Annotated in this window: 21 protein-coding genes; 6 read left to right on the forward strand and 15 right to left on the reverse strand. The window is 36.3% G+C overall.

Going from position 1 to position 22523, the window contains the following annotated elements:
• Positions 1-131 precede the first annotated feature (131 nt).
• A complete protein-coding gene (locus HYQ40_06495; protein ID MBZ6527423.1) occupies positions 132-1007 on the forward strand; it encodes a MurR/RpiR family transcriptional regulator in 876 nt (291 codons plus the stop codon).
• 50 nt (positions 1008-1057) lie between these two features.
• On the opposite strand, the gene HYQ40_06500 is transcribed toward HYQ40_06495, so the two are convergent.
• From HYQ40_06500 to HYQ40_06515, 4 genes are all read right to left on the reverse strand, one after another.
• On the reverse strand, positions 1058-1918 hold the full coding sequence (locus HYQ40_06500) for an ROK family protein (protein ID MBZ6527424.1): 861 nt from the start codon (positions 1916-1918) through the stop codon (positions 1058-1060).
• A gap of 21 nt (positions 1919-1939) precedes the next feature.
• Complete coding sequence (manA, locus tag HYQ40_06505; protein MBZ6527425.1) at positions 1940-2962, reverse strand: mannose-6-phosphate isomerase, class I; 1023 nt, start codon at positions 2960-2962, stop codon at positions 1940-1942.
• A gap of 247 nt (positions 2963-3209) precedes the next feature.
• On the reverse strand, positions 3210-4196 hold the full coding sequence (locus HYQ40_06510) for a YhdH/YhfP family quinone oxidoreductase (protein MBZ6527426.1): 987 nt from the start codon (positions 4194-4196) through the stop codon (positions 3210-3212).
• A 13-nt stretch (positions 4197-4209) separates the two neighbouring features.
• Positions 4210-4998 (reverse strand): CHAD domain-containing protein, encoded by a 789-nt coding sequence (locus tag HYQ40_06515; protein ID MBZ6527427.1) that lies wholly within the window; start codon positions 4996-4998, stop codon positions 4210-4212.
• Between the two features lie 199 nt (positions 4999-5197).
• Here HYQ40_06515 and HYQ40_06520 point away from each other — a divergent pair, with 199 nt between their 5' ends.
• A complete protein-coding gene (locus tag HYQ40_06520; protein ID MBZ6527428.1) occupies positions 5198-5758 on the forward strand; it encodes a CDP-alcohol phosphatidyltransferase family protein in 561 nt (186 codons plus the stop codon).
• A 290-nt stretch (positions 5759-6048) separates the two neighbouring features.
• On the opposite strand, the gene HYQ40_06525 is transcribed toward HYQ40_06520, so the two are convergent.
• On the reverse strand, positions 6049-6225 hold the full coding sequence (locus HYQ40_06525; protein MBZ6527429.1) for a hypothetical protein: 177 nt from the start codon (positions 6223-6225) through the stop codon (positions 6049-6051).
• Between the two features lie 155 nt (positions 6226-6380).
• On the opposite strand from HYQ40_06525, the gene HYQ40_06530 reads away from it, so the two are divergent.
• From HYQ40_06530 to HYQ40_06545, 4 genes are all read left to right on the forward strand, one after another.
• Complete coding sequence (locus tag HYQ40_06530) at positions 6381-7355, forward strand: ATP-binding cassette domain-containing protein (GenBank protein MBZ6527430.1); 975 nt, start codon at positions 6381-6383, stop codon at positions 7353-7355.
• The gene (locus HYQ40_06535; GenBank protein ID MBZ6527431.1) at positions 7352-8137 is read left to right on the forward strand and encodes an ABC-2 family transporter protein; all 786 of its coding nucleotides are present in this window, start codon (positions 7352-7354) and stop codon (positions 8135-8137) included. The genes HYQ40_06530 and HYQ40_06535 overlap by 4 nt, the downstream gene beginning before the upstream one ends.
• A 3-nt stretch (positions 8138-8140) precedes the next feature.
• Positions 8141-8917, forward strand: a complete 777-nt coding sequence (locus HYQ40_06540) for an ABC-2 family transporter protein (GenBank protein ID MBZ6527432.1) — start codon at positions 8141-8143, stop codon at positions 8915-8917.
• 106 nt (positions 8918-9023) lie between these two features.
• Complete coding sequence (locus HYQ40_06545; protein MBZ6527433.1) at positions 9024-9323, forward strand: DUF1232 domain-containing protein; 300 nt, start codon at positions 9024-9026, stop codon at positions 9321-9323.
• A gap of 52 nt (positions 9324-9375) precedes the next feature.
• Here HYQ40_06545 and HYQ40_06550 read toward each other — a convergent pair whose 3' ends face one another.
• From HYQ40_06550 to HYQ40_06595, 10 genes are all read right to left on the reverse strand, one after another.
• Complete coding sequence (locus HYQ40_06550; protein MBZ6527434.1) at positions 9376-12195, reverse strand: DEAD/DEAH box helicase; 2820 nt, start codon at positions 12193-12195, stop codon at positions 9376-9378.
• Between the two features lie 158 nt (positions 12196-12353).
• Positions 12354-12908 carry an aldo/keto reductase gene (locus HYQ40_06555; protein MBZ6527435.1) on the reverse strand — a complete coding sequence of 185 codons (555 nt, stop codon included), beginning with the start codon at positions 12906-12908 and terminating at the stop codon, positions 12354-12356.
• A gap of 79 nt (positions 12909-12987) precedes the next feature.
• Positions 12988-13608: a CadD family cadmium resistance transporter gene (locus tag HYQ40_06560; GenBank protein MBZ6527436.1), complete on the reverse strand. Its 621-nt coding sequence runs from the start codon at positions 13606-13608 to the stop codon at positions 12988-12990.
• Positions 13609-13726: 118 nt separating this feature from the next.
• A complete protein-coding gene (arcA, locus tag HYQ40_06565) occupies positions 13727-14959 on the reverse strand; it encodes an arginine deiminase (GenBank protein MBZ6527437.1) in 1233 nt (410 codons plus the stop codon).
• Between the two features lie 75 nt (positions 14960-15034).
• Positions 15035-15343 (reverse strand): AzlD domain-containing protein, encoded by a 309-nt coding sequence (locus HYQ40_06570; GenBank protein ID MBZ6527438.1) that lies wholly within the window; start codon positions 15341-15343, stop codon positions 15035-15037.
• Positions 15333-16049 (reverse strand): AzlC family ABC transporter permease, encoded by a 717-nt coding sequence (locus HYQ40_06575; GenBank protein ID MBZ6527439.1) that lies wholly within the window; start codon positions 16047-16049, stop codon positions 15333-15335. The genes HYQ40_06570 and HYQ40_06575 overlap by 11 nt, the downstream gene beginning before the upstream one ends.
• Positions 16050-16446: 397 nt before the next feature.
• Positions 16447-17613, reverse strand: coding sequence for a M20/M25/M40 family metallo-hydrolase (locus HYQ40_06580; GenBank protein ID MBZ6527440.1), 1167 nt, complete (start codon positions 17611-17613; stop codon positions 16447-16449).
• A gap of 10 nt (positions 17614-17623) precedes the next feature.
• Positions 17624-19234 carry a peptide ABC transporter substrate-binding protein gene (locus tag HYQ40_06585; GenBank protein ID MBZ6527441.1) on the reverse strand — a complete coding sequence of 537 codons (1611 nt, stop codon included), beginning with the start codon at positions 19232-19234 and terminating at the stop codon, positions 17624-17626.
• Positions 19235-19541: 307 nt separating this feature from the next.
• Positions 19542-20876: a GntP family permease gene (locus HYQ40_06590; GenBank protein MBZ6527442.1), complete on the reverse strand. Its 1335-nt coding sequence runs from the start codon at positions 20874-20876 to the stop codon at positions 19542-19544.
• A gap of 121 nt (positions 20877-20997) precedes the next feature.
• Positions 20998-22509 (reverse strand): AMP-binding protein, encoded by a 1512-nt coding sequence (locus HYQ40_06595; GenBank protein MBZ6527443.1) that lies wholly within the window; start codon positions 22507-22509, stop codon positions 20998-21000.
• Between the last annotated feature and the right edge of the window lie 14 nt (positions 22510-22523).

Genomic DNA, 22523 nt, shown 5'->3' on the forward strand with positions numbered 1-22523 from the left:
AAGCCTTATCACAAATCAATGTGTCTTTTGTTGTTTACTTGTGTCACTCTGACACAAAATATGTTTATAGTTGTGAAAAGAGTTAGAATAACTTAAGATTGGAGGTAGAATGAATAACCTAGGAGGATTCAATGCTAATTGTCGAACAAATGAAATTAGAGCATTTTTCAGATGCTGAACAAATGTTAGTAGATTACATGACAGATAATCCACAGTCACTTGAGAATATGACAACGACTGCCCTCGCTCAAATTACTCATACGAACCCAACAAGCTTAATTCGAGTTGCTAAGAAGCTCGGGTTCAAAGGTTGGACCGACCTGAAGGATGCCTACTTAAAGGAATGGCATTACTTAAACAGTCACTATAATTCCATTGATGCCAACCTACCTTTTGAGAAACAAGATAACTTGCTATCGATTGCGAACAAGTTAGCTACACTTGAACACAATACGATTCAAGATACATTGTCACTTTTGGATTACCAAAGCTTGTTACGTGCACAGGAGAAACTTCTGAAAGCAAAAGACATTAAGATTTTTGGAAGTCATACGAATGCTATGATTTCTCAAGATTTTGTTACAAAGATGCGCCGCATTAATCGGAATGTTTCAATTGCTTCTGCCTACCACTACATCGATTATGAAGCTTATCATTCGACTAAAGATACATGCGCCATTGTTATTTCATATACTGGTGAGAATGATACTATGCTTAAATGTATTGATATGTTAAAAGAGCGCGGTTCTTCAGTCATTAGTCTAACAAGTATTGGGGACAATACGATTTCTAAACTGAGTGATGTGACTTTGCACATTACAACCCGTGAGAAATTGTACTCTAAGATTGCAAATTTCACTTCCAACACATCAATTATCTACTTATTAGATTTATTATATGCAGTTGTCTTCACCCATGATTATGATGGTAATTTAGATCACATCATTAAAGTAGGGCAAACTTTTGATTCACGTCGAATTAGTACAGATATCATGAGAGAAAAATAAATCTCAGTAACGACTTTGATGATTTCATCAATCGTTACTGAGATTTTTAGTTAAATGCTTTTGTGAGCTAACAATAGACAACCAGTAATCCCGGCATTGTCTTTTAATCCTGGTGTTTGAACATACTCAGACATAGGCGGTAATACCATATATCCAGCCATTAATTCTTCTAACTTCTCTTGAATCATAGGTAATAAGTGAGCTTGCTTCATCACACCTCCACCTAAAATAATGCGTTCTGGAGACAAGATTAATGAATAATTCATTAAAGCTTGAGCTAAATAGTAAGCTGTAAACTCCCACGCTTCATGTGTTTCGGGTAAGTCTGTCCCTTTTTGGCCAAATCGTTTTTCGATTGCTGAGCCACTTGCTAGCCCTTCCAAACAATCACCGTGATAAGGACATGCCCCTTTCTTGTTGTCATCGGGATGTCGTTGGACTTTTATGTGCCCCATCTCTGGGTGAGAATACCCATTAAAGATTTCGCCATTAATAACAGCTCCCCCACCAACTCCTGTTCCAATCGTTAAATACATACTACTAGGAATACCCCGCGCAGCTCCTAATTTGTATTCTCCATAAGCTGCGGCGTTCACATCTGTTGTCCAGTAGATGGGTTTATTGAACGCTTGCTTCATATAACCAACGAAATCAAACTGATTCCAGCCTGGCTTTGGCGTTGATGTGATGTACCCGTAGGTTTCTGAGTTTGTACTTACATCAATCGGTCCAAATGACCCTATACCAAAGCTATCCACATCGTATTGCTTAAAAAACCGCACCACTTCTTCCATCGTCTCTTCTGGAACGGTTGTTGGAATGGATACTCTTTCAATGATATTTAATGCATTATCTGACACAGCACAGACGAACTTTGTGCCCCCTGCTTCAATTGCTCCTAATACTGTCATAGCTAATCACTCCTGCTTTGTTTAATGAATTGGGTTTGATGCGATTAATGTGATGTTCTCACCTTTAACTTTAATTTCTGATGCTGAAGCTGGTGTCACAAATGAATTACCTTTTATTAATGGGTATGCTTTTCCATCAACGATTAACTCTCCCGCACCAGCAATGACAGTTGCTAAATACACGTCATTCGTCACTGGAACATTTAAATCACCTGATGCTTCCCATTTGAATACTTTAAAGTAATCATTCGTGAGGAAATGAGTGATTATACCGCCCTCTTGTTCTGTTGCATCTGCCACTTGGTCTGGGTCTTGATGCGGAATTAATGAAACATCAATGGATTGTTGAATATGAAGTTCACGTTCATTACCTTGATCGTCAGTTCGCCCGTAATCATACACTCGGTAAGTTGTATCTGAACTTTGTTGAGTTTCTAATATCATGACGCCACCACCAATCGCATGAATCGTTCCATGAGGTACATAATAGAATTCACCTGGCATCACAGGTACGCGGCGCAATAACTCATCCCAACGGCCTTCTTCAACTAATTGTTGGAATTCTTCTTTTGTCTGAGCGTTATGTCCATAAACAATCTGAGCACCTGGTTCTGCATCAATAATATACCAACACTCAGTCTTGCCTAATTCACCTTCATGCTCTTTTCCATAAACATCATCTGGATGAACTTGAACAGATAAATCTTCTTTAGCATCAAGAATTTTAATTAACAATGGAAATACATCATCGTTTAAATCACCAAAAAATGTTCGGTGCTCATTATAAAATTGATCAAAAGGCATTCCTTTGAATTCTTCTGGGGACTCTATCCTAGATACTCCGTTTGGATGCGCACTAATTGACCAAGATTCTCCAATGTTATCGCTTGGTAAGTCAAATTTAAATTCACTTTCTAACTTGTTACCACCCCATATTTTCTCTTGTAAAACAGGTTTTAAAAAAATCGGCTCCACATTAACAGCTCCATTCTGATTTATTATATAAGATATATCGAACACGCTTTCAAATGCTAATATTATCATATTATTCAAAGGGTTGAAAATATTTGTTAAGTTAATGCGTTTTAATTTCTTCCGCTTTGGTAAAGGAAACTTGGATTGGTGGGTGGTGGATGGAGTTGGGCTAATTTCAACCCTTATCTCAAGCGATTGTGTTTAAGTTTCAAACTCGAGAACTATCTTTTACTAATTCTTACCGAATTAAATTTTTTTAAAAAAAGTCAAAAAGAGAGCCGAGCTCTTTTAAACTACAGCTCTCCCTTTATACTCTTTAATCCATCTCTACAACTGTACGCCCAATATGCGAACCTTCTTTTAAGGACTTAATTGTTTCCGAAACATCTTCTAACTTAACCGTGTTAATTTTCAAGTTATCAACTACATTCCAATCCGTTGCTAAGTTACTCCAGATAGTTTGACGTTCCTCATGACTTGCTGTAACAGAGTTTATTCCTAGCAAATTAACCCCTCTTAAGATAAATGGCAAGACAGTTGTATCTAACTTAATTCCAGCCGCATTTCCACATAAGCTCATACTACCATTTTCTTGTATTTGTGGAATTAGAGTTGCTGCAACATCGCCTCCGACTGTATCTAAAACATAGTCATAATTTTGTGAAGCTAATGCTTTCTTCTCACCAATATCATCTGCCCATAGAATTTCATGTGCTCCTAATTCTTTAGCTACTGCTTCTTGATAGTCTTTACGAATCATCGCTGTAATGTTGTTGTAGCCAGCTTTGACTAGAATAGCCAAGGCAATACTTCCGACCCCACCCGTTGCTCCTGTCACTAAGATGTTTGGGTTATCTTTTGGCGACATTCCTTGTCCTTCAAGCGCACGTACAGATTGCGCTGCTGTAAAACCTGCTGTACCATAAATCATAGCGTCTTTTAGCGATAAGTTTTCTGGTAAAGGAATAACCCATTCTGTTGGAACTTGTGCGTATTCAGCTAAGCCCCCTGTATGTTTAACTCCTAAGTCAAAACCAGTAATTAGAACTTCTTGCCCAACCTGAAGTGAGTCATCCTTTGTCTCGACAACTACACCACTCAAATCAATTCCTGGAATCATTGGGTATTGACGAATCACTCCACCTTTAGCTTGGGTTGCTAACATATCTTTATAGTTAAGCGATGAATAATTCACTTTAATTAGAACAGTTCCTTCATCTAAAAAACCTTGCTCAACTGATTCAATCTCATAACTTACTTCTTCATCTGACTTTCGTACAACTAATGCTTTAAATAAATCCAATTCAATTCTCCTTTTATGATGTTTTAGTTATTTTTTCTTTGACCATATCACGAATTTGCATGAATAAATCTTTTAATTCCTTCTGGTCTACTTCATTTGCAAAAGCTGTTAATAAGTCATAATTAACATGAGCATCCGTAATCTCACCAAACTCATCTTGAATTCCTTCAGCTGATTTTCTATATGGTTTCGTCTTAGTCGATGTAACTTTTTTATAGTATTTAGCGGAATATCGATTTTTCTTAGCTTCTTTTCGAATATCATGAACAGCTTCATAATCAGATTTATCTACTTTTTCGTACGCTTTTTGAAGTGTATTGTTCTTTTTCTCTAAGCGTTTGGCAATATATTTGTCCCAATCCAACTCACTATCCAACTCTAATTCCTCAAGTGTCTCTTGAATCGTTGTTATAGCATCGTTGATTAATTGGACATTTGTTTTGTTAAATGTCCGGCGCATTTCCTTGCGACGTTCCTTTTCTAATAGATTGAACGCCTCATAAAAATGCTCACTCAAATCAGGTTGTTCTAAGGCAACTTCTTCAGTTAATTCGGTTAAAACATCCAATTCGCGAACTGTTCCAAAGATTTGTGCGCCGCCGCGAAGCGCATCATTCATCTCATCATAAGTATCTTGTCCGATAACCGGTTTTACAAAATTCAATAAACCTCGCAGTTCTCTAATACTTACACGTAAATCATGTGTGATTTCCTTATCAAAAGGATTGTTAGAATAGTCAACGTAACGTGCTTTAATAATACCAAGTCGCTCCAGTAAAATACCTTGTACATTCTTTTTCATCAGATTCACCTCTCGCTCAGATTATGACTAATCATTTACATCTTTAGTATATCACTCTCGTCTTGTGAGCTGAAACAATATAATATGCTCTCACTATAATAGATATGGTATGATTTAATTATCGAATATTCCTTGAGGCTGATGCCACTCATCATACTTCAAGGAATATAAAATTTAGTTTTGAAAAAGGTGGAATTCAATGAAAAAATCAGAATGGTTGGCTATACCAAATTTACTCTCTTTGTTGCGATTAGCATTAATCCCTTATTTTGTCTTCTTTTATTTAAAAGCAGAAACTCAAGCGGATTATTTATTTGCTGCTTTTATCATCCTCTTATCTGGATTCACTGATTACTTAGATGGCTATATTGCTCGTAAGTACAATTTGATTACGAATCTTGGTAAAGTATTAGATCCATTTGCAGATAAATTAACTCAACTAGCCATTGTCATTTGTTTAATTGCCACATGGAAATATATGGGTGTGCTGGTTGCTTTATTTGTCTTTAAAGAACTAAGTTTAGTTTTATGTAATATTCTTCTGTACCGCCAAGGTGTAATGATGGATGGTTCACTATGGTATGGTAAGGTCGCAACGTTTACATTCTATGGATGCGCCTTGTTTTTAGTTGCTTTTCCAACAATGAATATTGTGATTGCGAATGTGCTGATTTTAATGACAGGGGCTGTCTTAATAATGGCTTTTGTGATGTACTCACGCTGGTTCTTAATACAATTAAAACAAGTTAAAATTAAATAAAATTAATCAAGCTGCTTTTTTTGTTCATACATATGCATAATCAACAGGTCTCACTGTGTATTTGTGTATAACAAGTGATATTTACGTCAATTTTCTGGATAAATATATTGAATCAGTCTTTGTTATGAACATGTGGATAACATTATCTCTTATTGGCATTTATAGTTATGAGTATGTATGAATGGTTGATAATTCACATGCAACAATTCATAATAGTGCGAAATATAACTTTATATACAAAAAAAGACGAAAATAACAACGTTTGTCGTTACTCTCGTACTCATTTCATTTTACATCTCTTCAAAGATAACAGCACAACGGCCTTTTTCATCCATGTCACTGACTTTGATAATCGTTAATTTTTTCTTGTTCGCATAATCGGCTATTTCTTGGTATAGCTTTGTTGTTTGTGTTTTAAATACACCGCCATTTGCATCAAATTCTTCTACAATATAGTTCTTTGCCATGATTAGCCTCCTTCATATCATCAGTATTTTATTATTATAAGTGTAGCACAGCACCCTGTTAATAGCACATGATAGGCACACGGCCACTTCATTATAATCACCTCAAAGATCTGTGCTATAATATCAAAGCAATTATTTTGAGAGGAGTGATTCAAGTGATTGAACTCAAGAATATTAATAAAAGTTTCAAAATCGCAAAGAGGTCTTCAGGCTTTTTAAATGCTACTAAAGCACTGTTTAAAAAAGAATATACAGAAGTCAACGCCTTACAAGATGTGTCTTTTACGATTCAACCGGGAGAAATTGTCGGCTACATCGGCCCGAATGGAGCGGGAAAGAGTAGTACGATAAAAGTTATGAGTGGTGTCTTAGTCCCTGATTCTGGAAGTTGTCTAATTAATGGGCTAACTCCTTGGGAAAATCGTAAGGAACATGTTCGTGATATTGGAGTTGTATTCGGTCAGCGCTCTCAACTTTGGTGGGAAGTGCCGGTCATCGATTCTTTTGAATTATTGAGAGATATTTATAATATTGACAATAATGAATATCAATCGACTTTAAATAATCTAACTGAACGATTGAATCTAGGCGACTTACTTAATACTCCTACGCGTCAACTGAGTTTAGGCCAGCGAATGCGTTGTGAGATTGCTGCGTCACTTTTACACTCTCCCTCCATTTTATTTCTAGATGAACCTACGATTGGTTTAGATGCTGTATCAAAAATCGCGGTGCGAGAATTTATTAAGGAACTGAATAAGACGAAGCAAACGACGATTATTTTAACGACACATGACATGCAAGATATCGAAGCTTTAACAAATCGGATCTTACTCATTGGGAATGGTCAAATTCTATTAGACGGTTCTTTATCTGAATTAAAAGAAAAACAAAGTCAGCATGTACAAATCATTGCTCAATTCCATAGCGGGAAATTCGAACCACTTAAAGGACTTGCATTGATTGATCAACAAGGAAATCGTGGTATTTTTGCTGTCGATACTCACCTGATGTCAACGTCGCGTGCGATTGAAATCTTGGCACAGCAATTAGATATCAATACGATTTCAGTGAAGCAAGCCAGTGCTGAGGAGTTAGTTGTCAACCTCTATGAGGAATTTGAGATATGAGAGCATACTTGAGTATATTTCGCGTTCACTTTATTTCGACGATTCAATACCGCTTAGCTGCTTTTGCTGGTATTCTTACTCAGTTTGCTTGGGGTTCCATGTTGGTTCTAATGTTTAGTGCTTTCTACAAGTCTAACCCAGTTGCTTTCCCGATGGGTTTGGATAGTGTTACGGACTATATTTGGTTACAACAAGCTTTGCTGAATTTGTTTGCTCTATGGATTTTTGATAATCAAATATTTCAAAGTGTGACAGACGGTCAAGTAGCTTATGAGTTGATTCGTCCGTTGGATTTATACAATAACTGGTTTGCGAAAAACTTAGCGATGCGTTTAGCTCGGACAATACTTCGGTGTTTTCCAACGCTTCTTATCGCTTTGTTACTCCCAGCACCTTATGGCTTAAGTATATCCAGTCACTTCCCTTTATTCTTCGTCACGTTAATACTGAGCATGTTTCTCGTTATCGCTTTTGTCATGTTAATTTATATCGCAAACTTCTACTTGTTGTCACCAACTGGCATCCGAATGCTTGTTATGACGATAGGTGAGTTCTTAACAGGGGCTATTATTCCTTTACCATTTTTGCCTAATTCATTACAAAAAGGGATTGAATTAACGCCTTTTGGTGCGATGCAAAATATTCCTCTGCGTGTTTATAGTGGAGACCTTTCCTCATGGACAGTTGTCTTACCTCAATTATTTTGGTTGATTGCTTTAATAAGTCTTGGGCAATGGATGATAAATCATGCGCTCAAACGCGTTGTCATTCAAGGAGGTTAGAGGATGAAATTATATTGGCGTTACTTTATGATTCATTTAAAAAGTCAGATGCAACACAAAACATCTTTCTTGATGCTCATTGTTGGACAATTTTTAGCAACGTTCACCGCTTTTTTAGGGATGTATTACATGATGGCACGCTTCCAACAAATTGATGGCTTTACTTTGAATGAAGTATTAATCAGTTTTTCAATTATTACTCTAGCCTTTGCTTTAGCAGAAATGTTTGCTCGTGGCTTTGATAGTTTCGCGATTCTCATTGGTAATGGCGAGTTTGATCGGATGCTTGTTCGTCCTCAAAATCTAGTGCTCCAAGTATTAGGTTCACGAAATGAGTTATCTCGAATTGGTCGCTTGATTCAAGCGCTATTGATTTTTGGCTATGTTTTACCTAATAGTGACATTCAATGGACAGGTCTGAAATTACTCACGCTGTGCTTTATGATTATCGGTGGAGTTATTGTCTTTTCTTCCTTATTTTTACTCTATGCGAGCTTATGCTTTTTTACGATTGAAGGCTTGGAATTTATCAATATTTTTACCGATGGTGGGCGTGAATTTGGCCAATACCCTTTTAGTATTTACGGGGAAGCCGTTTTAAAATTTCTAACCTTTATTGTGCCCTTAGCCTTAGTTCAGTATTATCCTCTTCTCTTTTTACTGGGGCGTAGCCAGAATACTTTCTTTGTCTTTGTGCCGCTGATTGCCTGTTTATTTATTTTTCCTTGTTATGGGATGTGGCGCTTTGGGTTAAAACACTATCAATCCACTGGATCTTGAAGGTTTAATGAGATAATCTTGTTGCAATAAAATATCATCCTTAAGACTGATAAATGTTATTATGATGCGCGTTATACTGTATATAATCAAGAAAGGGTGTGTGTTTATGAAAACAACAAAATCATCGAAAACAACTCTAGGTAAATTCATCAAAGCCCTATTCAAAAAAGAAACACCAACGTATATTAAAGGTATTGTCGGAGTGGCCTTAGCCTATACGATCTTCCCCTTGGATGTCCTGCCAGATATCTTTGGTCCTTTAGGTTTCGCTGACGACGCTGCAGTTATTGGTGTATTAACAACAGTGGCAATGACTTTACTAGATAACTTTTACGAGAAACAAACTGGGGTATCAAAAGTAAACCCTCAACAACATATTAAATCGGCTGAAGTCATTCATGACTAATAAAACGAGTATAGTTACTGTTATTGAACAGTAACTATACTCGTTTTTATTCTTATTTAACTAATAATTCATCCGTATTTTCTTTTGGTTGGACACCAAGTCGACGTCTCTCTAAATCGATTATCTTCGTTTGGATATTTTCCTCAATCTCTACTTCCTCATCTGTATCTTGCGATAATGCCTCCTCAGTAATATAAGCTTTATGCGCATAAGCATCAAATAATGCTTGCTTATTTCCTAACATTTCCATCATTTGTTCATCAATACTATTCTCTGTTAATAAACGATAAACAAATACATTATTAACTTGTCCCATTCTATATGCTCTAGCCACTGCTTGACTTTCTAACGATGGTTTTATTTGTGGTTCACAAAATATTACTATATTCGCAAATTGTATATTTAATCCATGAGCAGCTGTATTAATCTGCGCTATTAACACATTTTTTTCTGTGGAATCTCTAAATTCATCAATAATTTCTTGACGTCGTTCATGTGATACACCACCTTGGATTGCTTCTACAATTTGACCATCAAGTGCATCAGTAATGACTTCAATGACATCTCTAAAAAAAGTAAATATTAAAACTTTTTGATTATTTTCTTTGGCTTCTTTACATAATTCTATTAAGCGTTCTAATTTCGGACTCTTATTTGGTGAGCCGCCCATCCAAGCTGCTCGGCGCATCATCATAAAATTACCTCTAGCAACTGCTTCCTTATAATAATCTAGCTCTTCTTTCCCAAATTCTTCCCACTCTTCAATTTGACTTAAATCTGGAAGTTCTAGTTTAACATCCTCTATGGTTCTTCTTAAATACACTGGTGCGATTGTTTTACGATATACCTCATTTCGTTCTTTTACACGAGGCATTTTCAATTGATATGCTATTGTTGGCTGAAGCGGTTTGATGATATTGGTCATGTCTGAGACACGGTTTTCTAGCGGAGTTCCCGAAAGATATGTCGCATATTCACTCCTATCAGTCAATTCATAAACAATTTTTGATCTCTTTGCTTGTGGATTTTTTATATAATGTGCTTCATCAGCTACCACCATATCAATATGAGAAATATCATCAAAATCAAGTCGCCAAGCTGTATCATAAGTCGTGACAGCCACACCACCATTTTCGTACCAAGTATCTAATAAAGAATCACGATTCAATCCATGAATAATATACACAGATAAGTTTGAAAATTTTTGAACTTCTCGTTTCCAATTTACTATAATACTTGCAGGTACAATTACAAAGAAACGCCGTTTACCTTGCTCTGCTAAATGTACCATGCTTACAATGGTGGTCAGAGTCTTCCCTAATCCCATTTCATCTCCTATTAATACCTTTTTCTGAATAAGACTGTATTTTGCACCGAAGTCCTGCCAACTTCTTAATGTTCCATTTAAATTATTCTCGTTTAATTTAAAATCTTCAATCTTTTTTATAATAGTTTGAGATAAAGCAGATTTCTTCATCTGCTCTTCTTTTTGTACTTTATTCTGATTAAATTCTCTTTCAAGAATTGCATAATAATCGCCAGCATTTTTCGTAAAGTCTTCCCACAAAATAGTTGGCGATACTTTATTACTATTACTGATTAAGAGTTTATATCTTTCTGACTTTAAGTTTATATCCTTTAAGTCTTTCTGAAGTTTTAAAAGTATGGTTTCAAACCCGACTAAGTTTTTCTCATCTTTGTAAGTTTGTTGTAAGTCCCACTCAGTCCGTATATTAACTTGCTCTAATAATACATATATATTTTGTCGTCTATAGTACTCATGCGCTTCCTTAAGTTCATTAAAAATATTTTTATTGTGGACAATAGGATATAAGTATCTCAATAACTCTGTTTGGGCATGTGTCTTTTCTGATATATTAAACTGTATGCCCACTGAATCTTGAATTTTATCTTTATACTGTTCAAGTATTTCTCTTATATAAGTTCCAGTTACAAAGCCAATTCCATCGATTGTTTCTAATGGTTCAAAGCTAACTAAATCATATAGAGAAATGATGTTATTCTCTTTTAATATTGCTGCCCGCATTTTTGATGCATCATATATTTCGGAGAATTCATTAATCGTTGTATTATAAAATTCTTCTTCAACTTCTTTTACTTTTACCTTTTTAATGAGCTCTTTTATTTGATAGTTATAAGATGATTCATCTCGATAATTCTGCATAATATTAGTATGTATCGTTGTTAAATTATCGTGCTTGATCCTGAAGTTTTCAAATTCTTGTCTTGTAATTAATGCCTTATCTACTTTAAATTGTTTGTTCAAAAATAAATAGTATTCTGACTCATTTTGTTCATAATCTAAGTTGATTTGCTCGTTTCCTTTTTCAACTCCACTCTTTAGTTTTGGAATCTGTTTTTCAAACATTTCTTGAAATTCATTAATAAAATTTTCAGCTTGATCAAGTTGAGATATAATCATTTGTTTTTGTTTTTTTGTCATAACAAACCATTTTATATTGAATAATGCATTAAATTTTAATTGGTGTATAGTCGAGTCAACAGAATTTATTCGATCTTTTTTATTCAAGATTATTTGAATATCTTCATCGTAGTGTTTATTGATATAAATCATTTTTTTAATTTTTGCTTGGTCATTATTTAAATTATTTCCCAATAATATATCTGTTAACTGGAATATTTCACCCTCTGAATGACTATTTCCATCTGATTGGTTTTCTTTCATAGCGTTTAACTTTTCTTGAACGATAGGCTGTTTAAGGTTGATTATTCCATTCTCTGCCTGTTTATTAATATTCTCGATTGACATAATCATCTGAGAAATAGACTGGTATATTTCTTGAAACTGACTTATATTAAGACTTGCTTCTTTATAATCCGGCTTCTGCATAATTAAGTTTACTCCTTTGATATATTCTAACTATATACAGTTTACCATCAAGTAAATATTTTTTCTTGCCCACATTAATTTTATATTAAAAAATTATAGATTGATTATTGCTACAAAAAAACCTGAACGATGAAAAATCGTTCAGGTCTTTTTCTATTCTAATAGTAAGTTGTGTCTACTTCTAAATCTGCTAATACAGAATCAATCGCAGCTAACTCTTTTTGTGTAAATTCAATCTTCATGGCACCTAAGTTTTCTTCAACTCGGTGTATTTTCGTCGTCCCTGGAATCGGTACGATAAAATCTTTTTGAGCTAGTTCCCAAGCCAAGACAATTTGAGCAGATGTTGCCCCTTTATCTTCAGCAATGCTACTTAATAAATCCAATACTGCCTGTTTATTCTCCATTACTTCAGGTTTAAAGCGTCCCATGAAACTTCGATAATCATCATTACCAAACTCTTTTTGTGAACTGTATTTTCCACTTAAGAAGCCTGTCCCTAATGGGCCATAGGCTACAAAGCCAATACCTAGTTCTTCACATAAAACAAACGATACGCCGCTTTTAGCAATGGCATTCCCGGCTGCCTCTTCGTTTCCATATGATTGAGCTGTGTCTATTGAACGGTAACCGACTTCTATCGCTTCACCAACTACGCGTTCACATTCGTCTAATTCCCCAATTTGAAAGACACCAAAAACTAAGATTGGCATTTCAATTCCATTAGATAATTTTACAGTTTACATAACAGTGGCTATACTCGTTTTTTGTTATTCAGCTTGTCTAATTCATTTATCCAATTAAGGTAGACCAAATATGTTGTAGGGTGCCATTCTCAATCAGTATATAAATACCTAATGGTATAAAGATAAGTGGTACAATTACTTGCTCGTATTTCTCAATTGTTTCATTAATCATCGGTAATGAGTATAGTTTATAACTCAACTCACATAATACAATAATTCCAATTGAAAAAACAATCCCAGTAAGCAATATACTCATCCCATTTAATGAAGCAAAGTATGGAACGTAAACACCTAGATTATCTGCTCCAGCTGCGATTGTGATTAATGCGACAGTGATGAAGAATTTATTGGTTTGATTATGATTAAATCGATTGATAACCTCTTCCTCATCATCTTCTTCGCCCTCACCCACTATATAACGGATTCCAAGATAGATTGGTATTAAACCAAGTAAGCCAATAATCCAGTCTTCTGGCAAAATGTTCACCATGTATGCGGCTATAAAACTCAAGAAAAATAATATGCTCGTACCAAGAAATTGACCAGCATAAATATGTTTTTTAATATGCGATATATCTGATTGAGTCAAAAGCACAATCAAAATCACTAAGTAATCAATACTCGTTGAAATATAAACACCTATTGCAGATAAAATCGTTTGAATCATAGAAGTCTCCTTTTTTATTGTAGTTTAAAGTACTTCTATTTAGCACAAACACATCAATTTAAATGTCGCTAAAGGATAAAACAATATAAAACTCACCTTTTTAACTCCTTAATATTTATTAAAACCGCTCCCGGTAAATCGGCATCGACATACAACGTGGTCCACCTCGTCCACGAACCAGTTCGCTTCCTTGAATTTTATGTAATTTAATTCCCGCCTCTTCAAGCAAAGCGTTCGTAACTGGATTACGATCATAGACAATCAACTCGCCTGGAGCAATCGCTAACGTATTCGCTCCATCATTCCACTGTTCGCGTGCGGAAGCTACTGGGTCGTCCCCTCCGCAACGAATGAGCGTTACTTTCTCCACCTTGAGCGCTGCTTCTAATATATTTTCTAAAGGTTTGGTTTCTTCTTTAATGTTCACTTCACCATTTTGACTTGTTATCGTATAGACTTTTAACTGGTTTTCGATTTCTGGATGTATCGTAAATTTATCATAATCAACCATTGTAAAGACTGTATCTAAGTGCATAAACTTACGGTTACTTCCAATTAGAAATGCTAACACTTGGCTATAGTCTGTATCTTCGAATAGATTTCGAGCGAGTTTTTCAATAGAACGAGCATCGGTTCGCTGTGAAATCCCAATAGCTAAGACATCTTCGGATAACACTAAGATATCTCCCCCTTCTATGTAAGTCGACTCTTCTCGAAAATAATATAAGGGCACGGGATTATCTTTCACGGCGGGATGATATTTGAAAATATACTTTCCATAAATCGTTTCGCGTTTGCGGGTCTCAGAATACATATGATTCAGTGAAATTCCTTGCCCAATCGTCGCGAAGGGGTCACGGGTAAAGTACAAACTCGGCATCGGATCAATTAATAAAGGATAATCCTTCTCCAATGTATCAAGCAAAGTCGTCCCTTCTTCAACATCCACTTCATCTTTCCTAAATCCAGCCATCGTCTTAAGAATTAATTCATAAGAACCTTCGATATTATCAAGCTTGTCTCTAACAGCTTGATAATGCGCGCCTGGTTCTAAGCCCGATTCACTCAACCATTCAGCAATAAACTCATCTCTTACATTGCCAAAATCAATTGCTTCTGCAGCTAGTTTTTCTAAATAAAGCACTTCGACACCATTCTCTTTTAATACTTGAGCAAATGCATCATGTTCTTTTTGCGCTGCTTCTAAAAAGGGAATGTCATCAAATAATAAAGTTGCAAGATTTGCAGGAATTAAATTTTCTAACTCAATACTCGGTCGATGGAGTATTACACGTTTCAATCGACCAATTTCTGAATACACTTGAATTGGCATGCTTGTCTTATCAGTCATCGTCTCTTCCTCTCTCTTTGCTATAACTTCATCTTAGCAGTTTGCTTAAAATGTTTGAAACGATTCGACTATCATTTAAATCAGAAACAATTCTACGATAAACACTAACATACAACTCGTCACCGCAACTTGAATTAAATTCGCTCCACGCCATGACATCAGAATAGCTCCGAGTAAAGCAATCAACCCTGATATCGGCGTTTGAGTGACTTGCAGTATAGCTGGAAACGTCATGACTGATAAAGTCACATAAGGAACATAGTATAAAAATGATCGGATAAATGGATGTTTAATTTGCTCTCTTGCTAATGTCATCGGAATCATTCGCATCATATAAAGTACTACTCCACTAAGTAGTAGATAAAGATATACATTATTCATCATGAATCACCTCATCTTCAATCGGATAACAGATAGCTGCAATACTTGCGATAATCAGCGTCAGCACAATCGTTACCATTCCAGATGAAAAACGTTCCACCAAACCAATAGCATCAGCCATAAAACTCGCCAAATATGAAAGTATAACGAAGAAAGCTATTGTACGATTTATTTTGGCTGAAGGTATGACTGCAGCTATAAACATTCCATATAATGCAACACTTAAAGCACTCACAGCACTTAATGGAAGTATATTACCTGCGATAACACCAATGAAATTTCCAACCGCCCACCAAAGTAATGAAGTCATTGTTCCATAATAGTAATACGGTTGAACGAATTTGTTTTCTGCGATTGATAAGCCGAATAATTCATCGGTAATTCCTAAACTAATTAAAAAACGATGAACCAATGGACTGTCAGGATGAACACGTTGACTCAAGGCTAAACTCATTAAAATATAACGCGCATTCACAACAATTGTAACTAATACTACTTCAAGCGCAACCGCATTTGATTCAAATAAATTATATACAGCATATTGCCCTGCTGATGCATTTAATAATAAGGCACTTAAAAAGCCTTGTAATGGCGTTAAGCCTGCATTTCTCGCTGCAATACCTAAAGTAAATGCCACCGAAAAATATCCAATAGCCAAAGGAATCGAATCCTTTAAACCATTTTTAAAATAATCAACGTTCCGTTTCACGCTCTCACCCTATCTATCTCAATCAATTTGATTGTTATATTGGTATTATATTATAGATAAGCCAAAAAGCTAGCTAGCTTTAAAAAAAGTTCGATTGTTTAATGGAATCGAGGCGGTTAACCGGCATATGGAATCTGGTATGACGGGAATCGAGTGGTTAACCGGCATATGAAATCTGGTATGACGGGAATCGAGCGGTTGGCCGGCATATGGAATCTGGTATGACGGGAATCGGGCGGTTGACCGGCATATGGAATCGGGTATGACGGGAATCGGGCGGTTAACCGGCGTACGGAAATTGGTTTGGTGATAATAGCCCAATCCAATTAACCCCGCCAATCTATTTCTCTAGAATAAAAAGAAGCCAGACAACGAGTCTAGGCTCCAATAGCTCTTATTAGTATGCAATAATACCGCTGACTGCTAATACTGCTTTACCGACTAATGAATCTAAATCAGCTTCTTCTTCCATTGTGTGCGCGCCTGAACCAATAATGCCCATACTACATAAAGTTGGTACTCCAGCAACTACACCAAGTGAAGCATCACTTACACCTTCGCTTTTATTTTTAACTAATGGTCCATAACCGCACTCAGATCCAACTTTAATAAAATGGTCTGCTAATTGACTTACTTCCAGTGTAAACTCCATCGCATCTAGAAATGACTCTACCGTATAACGGGAAGTGGTATCTTGTATGTGTGATGTCGTAACAATATTTTCTAGGTCACGAAGAATCTCATCTTTTGTAGCTTGATTTGAAAAGCGAATAGCGATATTAGCTTTCGCATAGGCTGGTATGGTATTCGTACTTACGCCCCCTTCAATCAAACCACAGTTAATCAGTTTACCGCGCTGGATATCAGTCTTGGATTCCAATTCAATAATCTTATATGCTAATTCGACAATTGCACTGCGCCCAATAGTTGCTCCGCCTCCTGAATGCGCCCCAATCCCATCCACTTCTAACGTAACCATCGCCCCACCTTTTCGACTCACTCCCAGGTGTTGGGCTTCGGTTGCAGGTTCAAAGTTTAACATCATCGCAGCTCCCTTCAGTTCTTCTAACATCACTTGGCGGGTATTGGAATGACGGTGTAAAGTTTCCTCATCTCCTATAAAGAGCATTTTAACTGGATGCTTTTTATAGCCTAAATGAATGAGTGCTTTCAATGTGTAAAGAGCAATAACTAAGCCACCTTTCATATCGGATATTCCAGCTCCTCTAGCAAAGCGGTCATCCATGTACTTGAAGCTGTGTTCACTTAAGACACCAGGTTGAAAGACCGTATCCATATGACCACTCAATACAATAGGCTTATCACTTTCAACTCCTTCTGGCTTGTATACACTCACAATTGTATTACCTGCGCGTTCCATTTCAATAATTCGGGATTCTAGTCCTAGTTGATCGAACTCCCTTTTAAACACCTCAATGATCGCATCAATTCCTTCTGGTTGTTCTGGCCCACTTTCAATATTTACGAGCTGTTCAAGTAGCGTTACCATGGTACCGTGTTGTTGAGACATATAATCTGATATTTGTTTGTATAGTATTTTCATTTAATCGCTCCTAATCTATGTAAACATCTTTGAATTGAATGACTCCAATAGTGTCCATCTCCATGTTATGCACATTATCTTTAACGACATATGCATTTGTATAAAAATACAAGGGGATAATCGGCATGGCATCCATAAATATTGCTTCAGCTTCTAATAATAACAATTCTCGTTTTTGAATATCTTTTTCAGATTGTGCTTCCTGGACTAATCGCTGGTAATTCTCATCTTCCCATCCCGTATGATTACGTCCATTACTCGTCGAGTAATACTGTTCTATAAATGATGCGATATCTGAGTATTCATACCCTTCACCGCGACGTCCTAATTGATAATCCAATTGACTCATATTGGATAAGTGAACTTGAAATTCCGTCGTTTCAATTGTTACATCAATGCCTAATTCTTCAATCCAACCTGCTTGAATAAACTGGGCTACCGCTGAATGTTCCTCACTTACATTTGTTGACATAGATAGTTGCAAGTCACTTGGTTGATTCAAACCTAATTCTTCCAACCCTTTTGCTAAATACTTTCGCGCCTGATCAAAATCAGCGTCCTCAATATAAGCTTGGTCTTGAGTGGCATTCGTCGCTGTTGGACCCACAATCCGAAGTGCAGGGGTTTGACCTGCTTTCGTTACATTCTCAATGAGCCCTTGACGATTCACAGCCAACGCGAGCGCTTTTCGAATGTTGACATTCGATAAATGCGGGTCATTAATGTTCATCGCATAATTATAAAAAGCCGCCATATCTGACACTTTTAATTCTCCAGATTCTTTATGAATATCAATCATCTCTGGCGAAATAGTATGGAATGGCATACCTAAGTAATCCAAATCCCCATTTAAGTACATTGTATTCGCAGTCGTCATTGATTCTACAATTTGAACGTGAATCGTCTCCAATTGGACTGATTCACTATCCCAGTACGTCGGATTCTTCGTTATTGTGTAATCACTTTGATGATTCCATTCACTTAACATAAATGGTCCGTTATTTAAGAATAACTCTCCAACCTCTTGTCCCCACTCTGAATTCTCTGCCACAATATGCCTAGGGACAGGATATAGCTCAGGTAATCTACCCGTATACTCTAAAAACTGTGGTGTCGGCTGGTTTAATGTTACTTCCAATGTCAAATCATCCACTGCTATTATTTTGACATCATCTGCTACTCCCTCCCCTTGATGATAAGCTTCTGCACCTTCTATCATGTAAAGCTCAAAGGCTCCTGGGGAAGCCGTCTCTGGGTTCAAGACTCGTTTCCATGCATATTCGAAATCCTCTGCTGTTAAAGGAGTCCCATCACTCCAAGATGATTCTCTTAAGTGAAACGTATAAGTTAATAAGTCCTCACTCACATCCCAACTCTCTGCAATCCCTGGTTCAACATTTCCTTGGATTGTTGGACGCGTCAATCCGTCAAAGATATTCGCGATTAGTGCAATAGAATTTTTATCAGTTGCTAAGCCGGGATCAACAACAGGTTCATTCGCTGTTGCTAAATTTAGTGTCTGTTTCGATTCAGTCGCTGTTGTTTGATTCGACGAAAAAACTGAGATAACCAATCCAATCAACATGAATAAACTTACTGCATAAGCTATTTTACGTTTCATCTTTCCACCCTCTATTATTAATATTCAATTCCAAAGAAAAACCCGCCTAGAAAAAATCTAAGCGGGTTCTCTGAAAATAGATAATAATAGACTATTATCCTATAAACTCGCATAGATTTTTAAATCTATGCAAGCATGACGAATCAAGCTTCACACAGATGGAGTCGTACTCCACCAGAAGCTTACTGTAAATGGATTCAATTGTAGATGTGTTAGAGAATTCATTTGGATTCGTCCTTTCCTTGATAATTGTTAATTACAATATACCATGTATTATTTAATTAACAAGGATTATACTCATTAAATTTTAATATAGGAACGCTGAAACGATTAAGACAGCAATTAATGCGAGCAAGTGCCCACCATTTATTATAATAAATTGATGTTTGAATCCACGTCTAATTGATAAACCTGTTAAGTTATTGAACGTAATCGTTACACCAGATTGTGGCACTGCCGTTAATGTCGCTGATGCTATAACAGCAACTCGGTGAATAAGTTCAGGACTGATTCCCATTTCTAAGTAATTAGGCGCAAAACTTTCCATTACAATACCTAACGCACCAGAAGATGATCCCGTTATACCTGCGAGTAATGATGATGCGACAGCTAAGCCGATAATAGGATTACCGGGTATAGCCATAATCATATCTTGGATGATAGCGAATCCTGAAGCACTTGTTAAAACTGAACCAAATGCCACTGAACTTGATGTAGAGAATGCTGGCATGACCGATCCAGCAGCACCATTACTAAGAACAGTATTTTGAGATTCTATATATTTATTGTATAACAAAGCACTTAGAATAATAGCTACAGTCAATGCAATCAAGATTATATGTGGTACTTTACTAAAGATTAAAATAATCGCGATTAAGCTAATGATCGGTGTTAAACTAAGCATGACACTTGGCAAATTATCTTCATTCACTTCAACCTCTTCTGCCATTTCGACTTGCTTACCTTCACCTAAATAACTATAAAATGTTTCATTTTTTCGAACACTTTTATTTAATTCAAACTTCATGTAAAGCAATCCGAACAAAATCATGACAACTGTTGCTACGATACTCAAGAGAGGAGCAGATGTTAATGTTGTTCCTAAAGCAGTCGTAGGGACGGCGTTTTGAACAGATGGTGCTCCAGGTAACATTGACATAGTAAATGTCGCCATACCGAAGAATAATGGAATCGGGAATAGTTCCCAGTTAATATCCATTCGTTTGAATATCGGTCTAGCTAATGGTACAAGCGCGAACATCACCACATACAAACTAATTCCACCATAGGTTAATATAGCAGCAATCGATGATAGCGCTACCATTACTGCGTATTTATTTTTAAGCCCAACTTTGCTTAAAATAAAATTAGCAATGGAGATCGTTGCATTACTCTTCTCCATATACTGGGCTAATATCGCCCCCAACAAGAAGATAGCAAAGTTATTAATTAAGAAGCCAGCTAACCCAGCCATATAAGATTGTTCTGGTCCTATTAGACTAGCAAAAATATCCATCCGATTCGTTAAAATAACGATTAATGTGGCAAGTGGAGCCGCAATAACAATATGTAAACCTCTAACAGCCATCACAATAATAGCTATAATTGCAACTACAATACCTAAAATTCCTAAGATTTCCATCAGAAACCTCCTTATTTAGTTTTCAAAACAAGCAGGGATTGAAGAGTCATATCTATATCAACCCCTATTTGTTCTAATTAAAATTAAACGCATCATGTTACCTTCATATTCTATGAATTACTTAAACTTTCTGTCCTTCAACTGCTTCTAGAATCATCTTAGTAATTTTAGGTTTGTCGATTTTACCAACTGAATTTCTCGGAAATTCATTGAATTCTAAGTAAAACTTTGGAACCTTATGTACTGCTAATCGAGTCTTGCAATACTCTGCTAGGATCATTGCTGCATCTACACTCGGTTCATTGAGTATGACAGCTGCAGCTACAGATTCTCCCCATTTTTTATTAGGATATCCTACAACTATGACATCATGAATCAGTTGATGTCGAATCACGACCTCTTCTACTTCAGATGGGTAGACATTTTCCCCACCAGTAATTATCATTTCTTTTTTTCGACCAACAATCGAGTAATTTCCCTCTTCATCCACTTTGGCAAAGTCACCTGTTCGGACGTAGTGTTTGTAAAATGCTTCTTTTGTAGCTTCTTCATTATTCCAGTACCCGCTAAACGTATGATTTCCAGCGATTAGTAACTCACCAATTTCACCCGGAGCTACCTCTTCATTTGCTTCATCAACGAGTAAAATATCACTAAACATAATGGGTTTTCCAACAGATCCTCTTCTTGTAGAAGCTTCTGCTGGTGCTATCCAAAAATTATTTGGTCCAGCTTCTGTTAAACCATATGAATCAATCAAAGGTAAATCGGCATTATTAAAAGCATCATAGACATCACTTGACATCGGTGCGCCTCCAGATACAAATAAATCAACTGATGTCATCTCAGAGATATCTATTTCTTGTGTATTCATTAAATCATAGTACATTGTTGGAACCATGAAAATTTTCGTTGGTTGATATTCTTTCACTAACTCAAAAGTGAGTGTTGCTTCAAATGTCGGCTGAATAATAAGCTCACCTCCAGCCATTAACAGCGGTGTAACCAAGCTAAATAATCCGGCTGTATGGAACATAGGCGTGATTGTTATCGTTCGATCATCTTTCGTTATTCCCCAACTTGGTAAAGAATTCAATGCATTGCTAATCATAGCTCGGTGACTAATCATAGCCCCTTTCGGCTGCCCTGTTGAACCACTTGTATAGATAATAACTGCCGGATCTTCTTGTTGAACTGGATAATTTCTGAATTCTGTTGTCTTATCATTATTTACGATAATGTCATATTTAACACTATCCACGTCAATCAATCTAAAGTGTTCCGTTTGATAATAAAATGGATATCTAAAGTCTGACTCATATGCAACGATTACTGGTTGATTATCATTAAGTATAGACATTAATTCATTTTCTTTTAATCGCCAATTTATAGGCGTAAATATCGCGCCTAGTTTAGTACAAGCAAAGAGAAAATCTAGATGACTTATACTGTTTTGAGCAATGAGAACTACCCGATCACCGTATCCTACATCTTGTTGTCTTAAATACGCAGCTAAGTTAACCGCTCTTTGATTTAACTGTTCATAACTCCATTTTCTATTAAATTTCGGATCCACAACAGCATTTCGGTTTGGTGTTAAATTTGCTCTTCCAGCTAACCAATCAATTTTCATTGCAACGAATCCTC

Source organism: Aerococcaceae bacterium DSM 111021, assembly GCA_020112395.1.
Taxonomy (GTDB): domain Bacteria; phylum Bacillota; class Bacilli; order Lactobacillales; family Aerococcaceae; genus Ruoffia.

Excerpts from the sequence above, each read along its gene's own strand:
- HYQ40_06495 (MBZ6527423.1), top strand. The coding sequence starts at position 132 with ATGCTAATTGTCGAACAAATGAAATTAGAGCATTTTTCAGATGCTGAA.
- HYQ40_06500 (MBZ6527424.1), bottom strand. The coding sequence starts at position 1,918 with ATGACAGTATTAGGAGCAATTGAAGCAGGGGGCACAAAGTTCGTCTGT.
- manA (MBZ6527425.1), bottom strand. The coding sequence starts at position 2,962 with ATGATAATATTAGCATTTGAAAGCGTGTTCGATATATCTTATATAATA.
- HYQ40_06515 (MBZ6527427.1), bottom strand. The coding sequence starts at position 4,998 with ATGAAAAAGAATGTACAAGGTATTTTACTGGAGCGACTTGGTATTATT.
- HYQ40_06520 (MBZ6527428.1), top strand. The coding sequence starts at position 5,198 with ATGAAAAAATCAGAATGGTTGGCTATACCAAATTTACTCTCTTTGTTG.
- HYQ40_06525 (MBZ6527429.1), bottom strand. The coding sequence starts at position 6,225 with ATGGCAAAGAACTATATTGTAGAAGAATTTGATGCAAATGGCGGTGTA.
- HYQ40_06535 (MBZ6527431.1), top strand. The coding sequence starts at position 7,352 with ATGAGAGCATACTTGAGTATATTTCGCGTTCACTTTATTTCGACGATT.
- HYQ40_06540 (MBZ6527432.1), top strand. The coding sequence starts at position 8,141 with ATGAAATTATATTGGCGTTACTTTATGATTCATTTAAAAAGTCAGATG.
- HYQ40_06545 (MBZ6527433.1), top strand. The coding sequence starts at position 9,024 with ATGAAAACAACAAAATCATCGAAAACAACTCTAGGTAAATTCATCAAA.
- HYQ40_06550 (MBZ6527434.1), bottom strand. The coding sequence starts at position 12,195 with ATGCAGAAGCCGGATTATAAAGAAGCAAGTCTTAATATAAGTCAGTTT.
- HYQ40_06555 (MBZ6527435.1), bottom strand. The coding sequence starts at position 12,908 with ATGCCAATCTTAGTTTTTGGTGTCTTTCAAATTGGGGAATTAGACGAA.
- HYQ40_06560 (MBZ6527436.1), bottom strand. The coding sequence starts at position 13,608 with ATGATTCAAACGATTTTATCTGCAATAGGTGTTTATATTTCAACGAGT.
- arcA (MBZ6527437.1), bottom strand. The coding sequence starts at position 14,959 with ATGACTGATAAGACAAGCATGCCAATTCAAGTGTATTCAGAAATTGGT.
- HYQ40_06570 (MBZ6527438.1), bottom strand. The coding sequence starts at position 15,343 with ATGATGAATAATGTATATCTTTATCTACTACTTAGTGGAGTAGTACTT.
- HYQ40_06580 (MBZ6527440.1), bottom strand. The coding sequence starts at position 17,613 with ATGAAAATACTATACAAACAAATATCAGATTATATGTCTCAACAACAC.
- HYQ40_06585 (MBZ6527441.1), bottom strand. The coding sequence starts at position 19,234 with ATGAAACGTAAAATAGCTTATGCAGTAAGTTTATTCATGTTGATTGGA.
- HYQ40_06590 (MBZ6527442.1), bottom strand. The coding sequence starts at position 20,876 with ATGGAAATCTTAGGAATTTTAGGTATTGTAGTTGCAATTATAGCTATT.
- HYQ40_06595 (MBZ6527443.1), bottom strand. The coding sequence starts at position 22,509 with ATGAAAATTGATTGGTTAGCTGGAAGAGCAAATTTAACACCAAACCGA.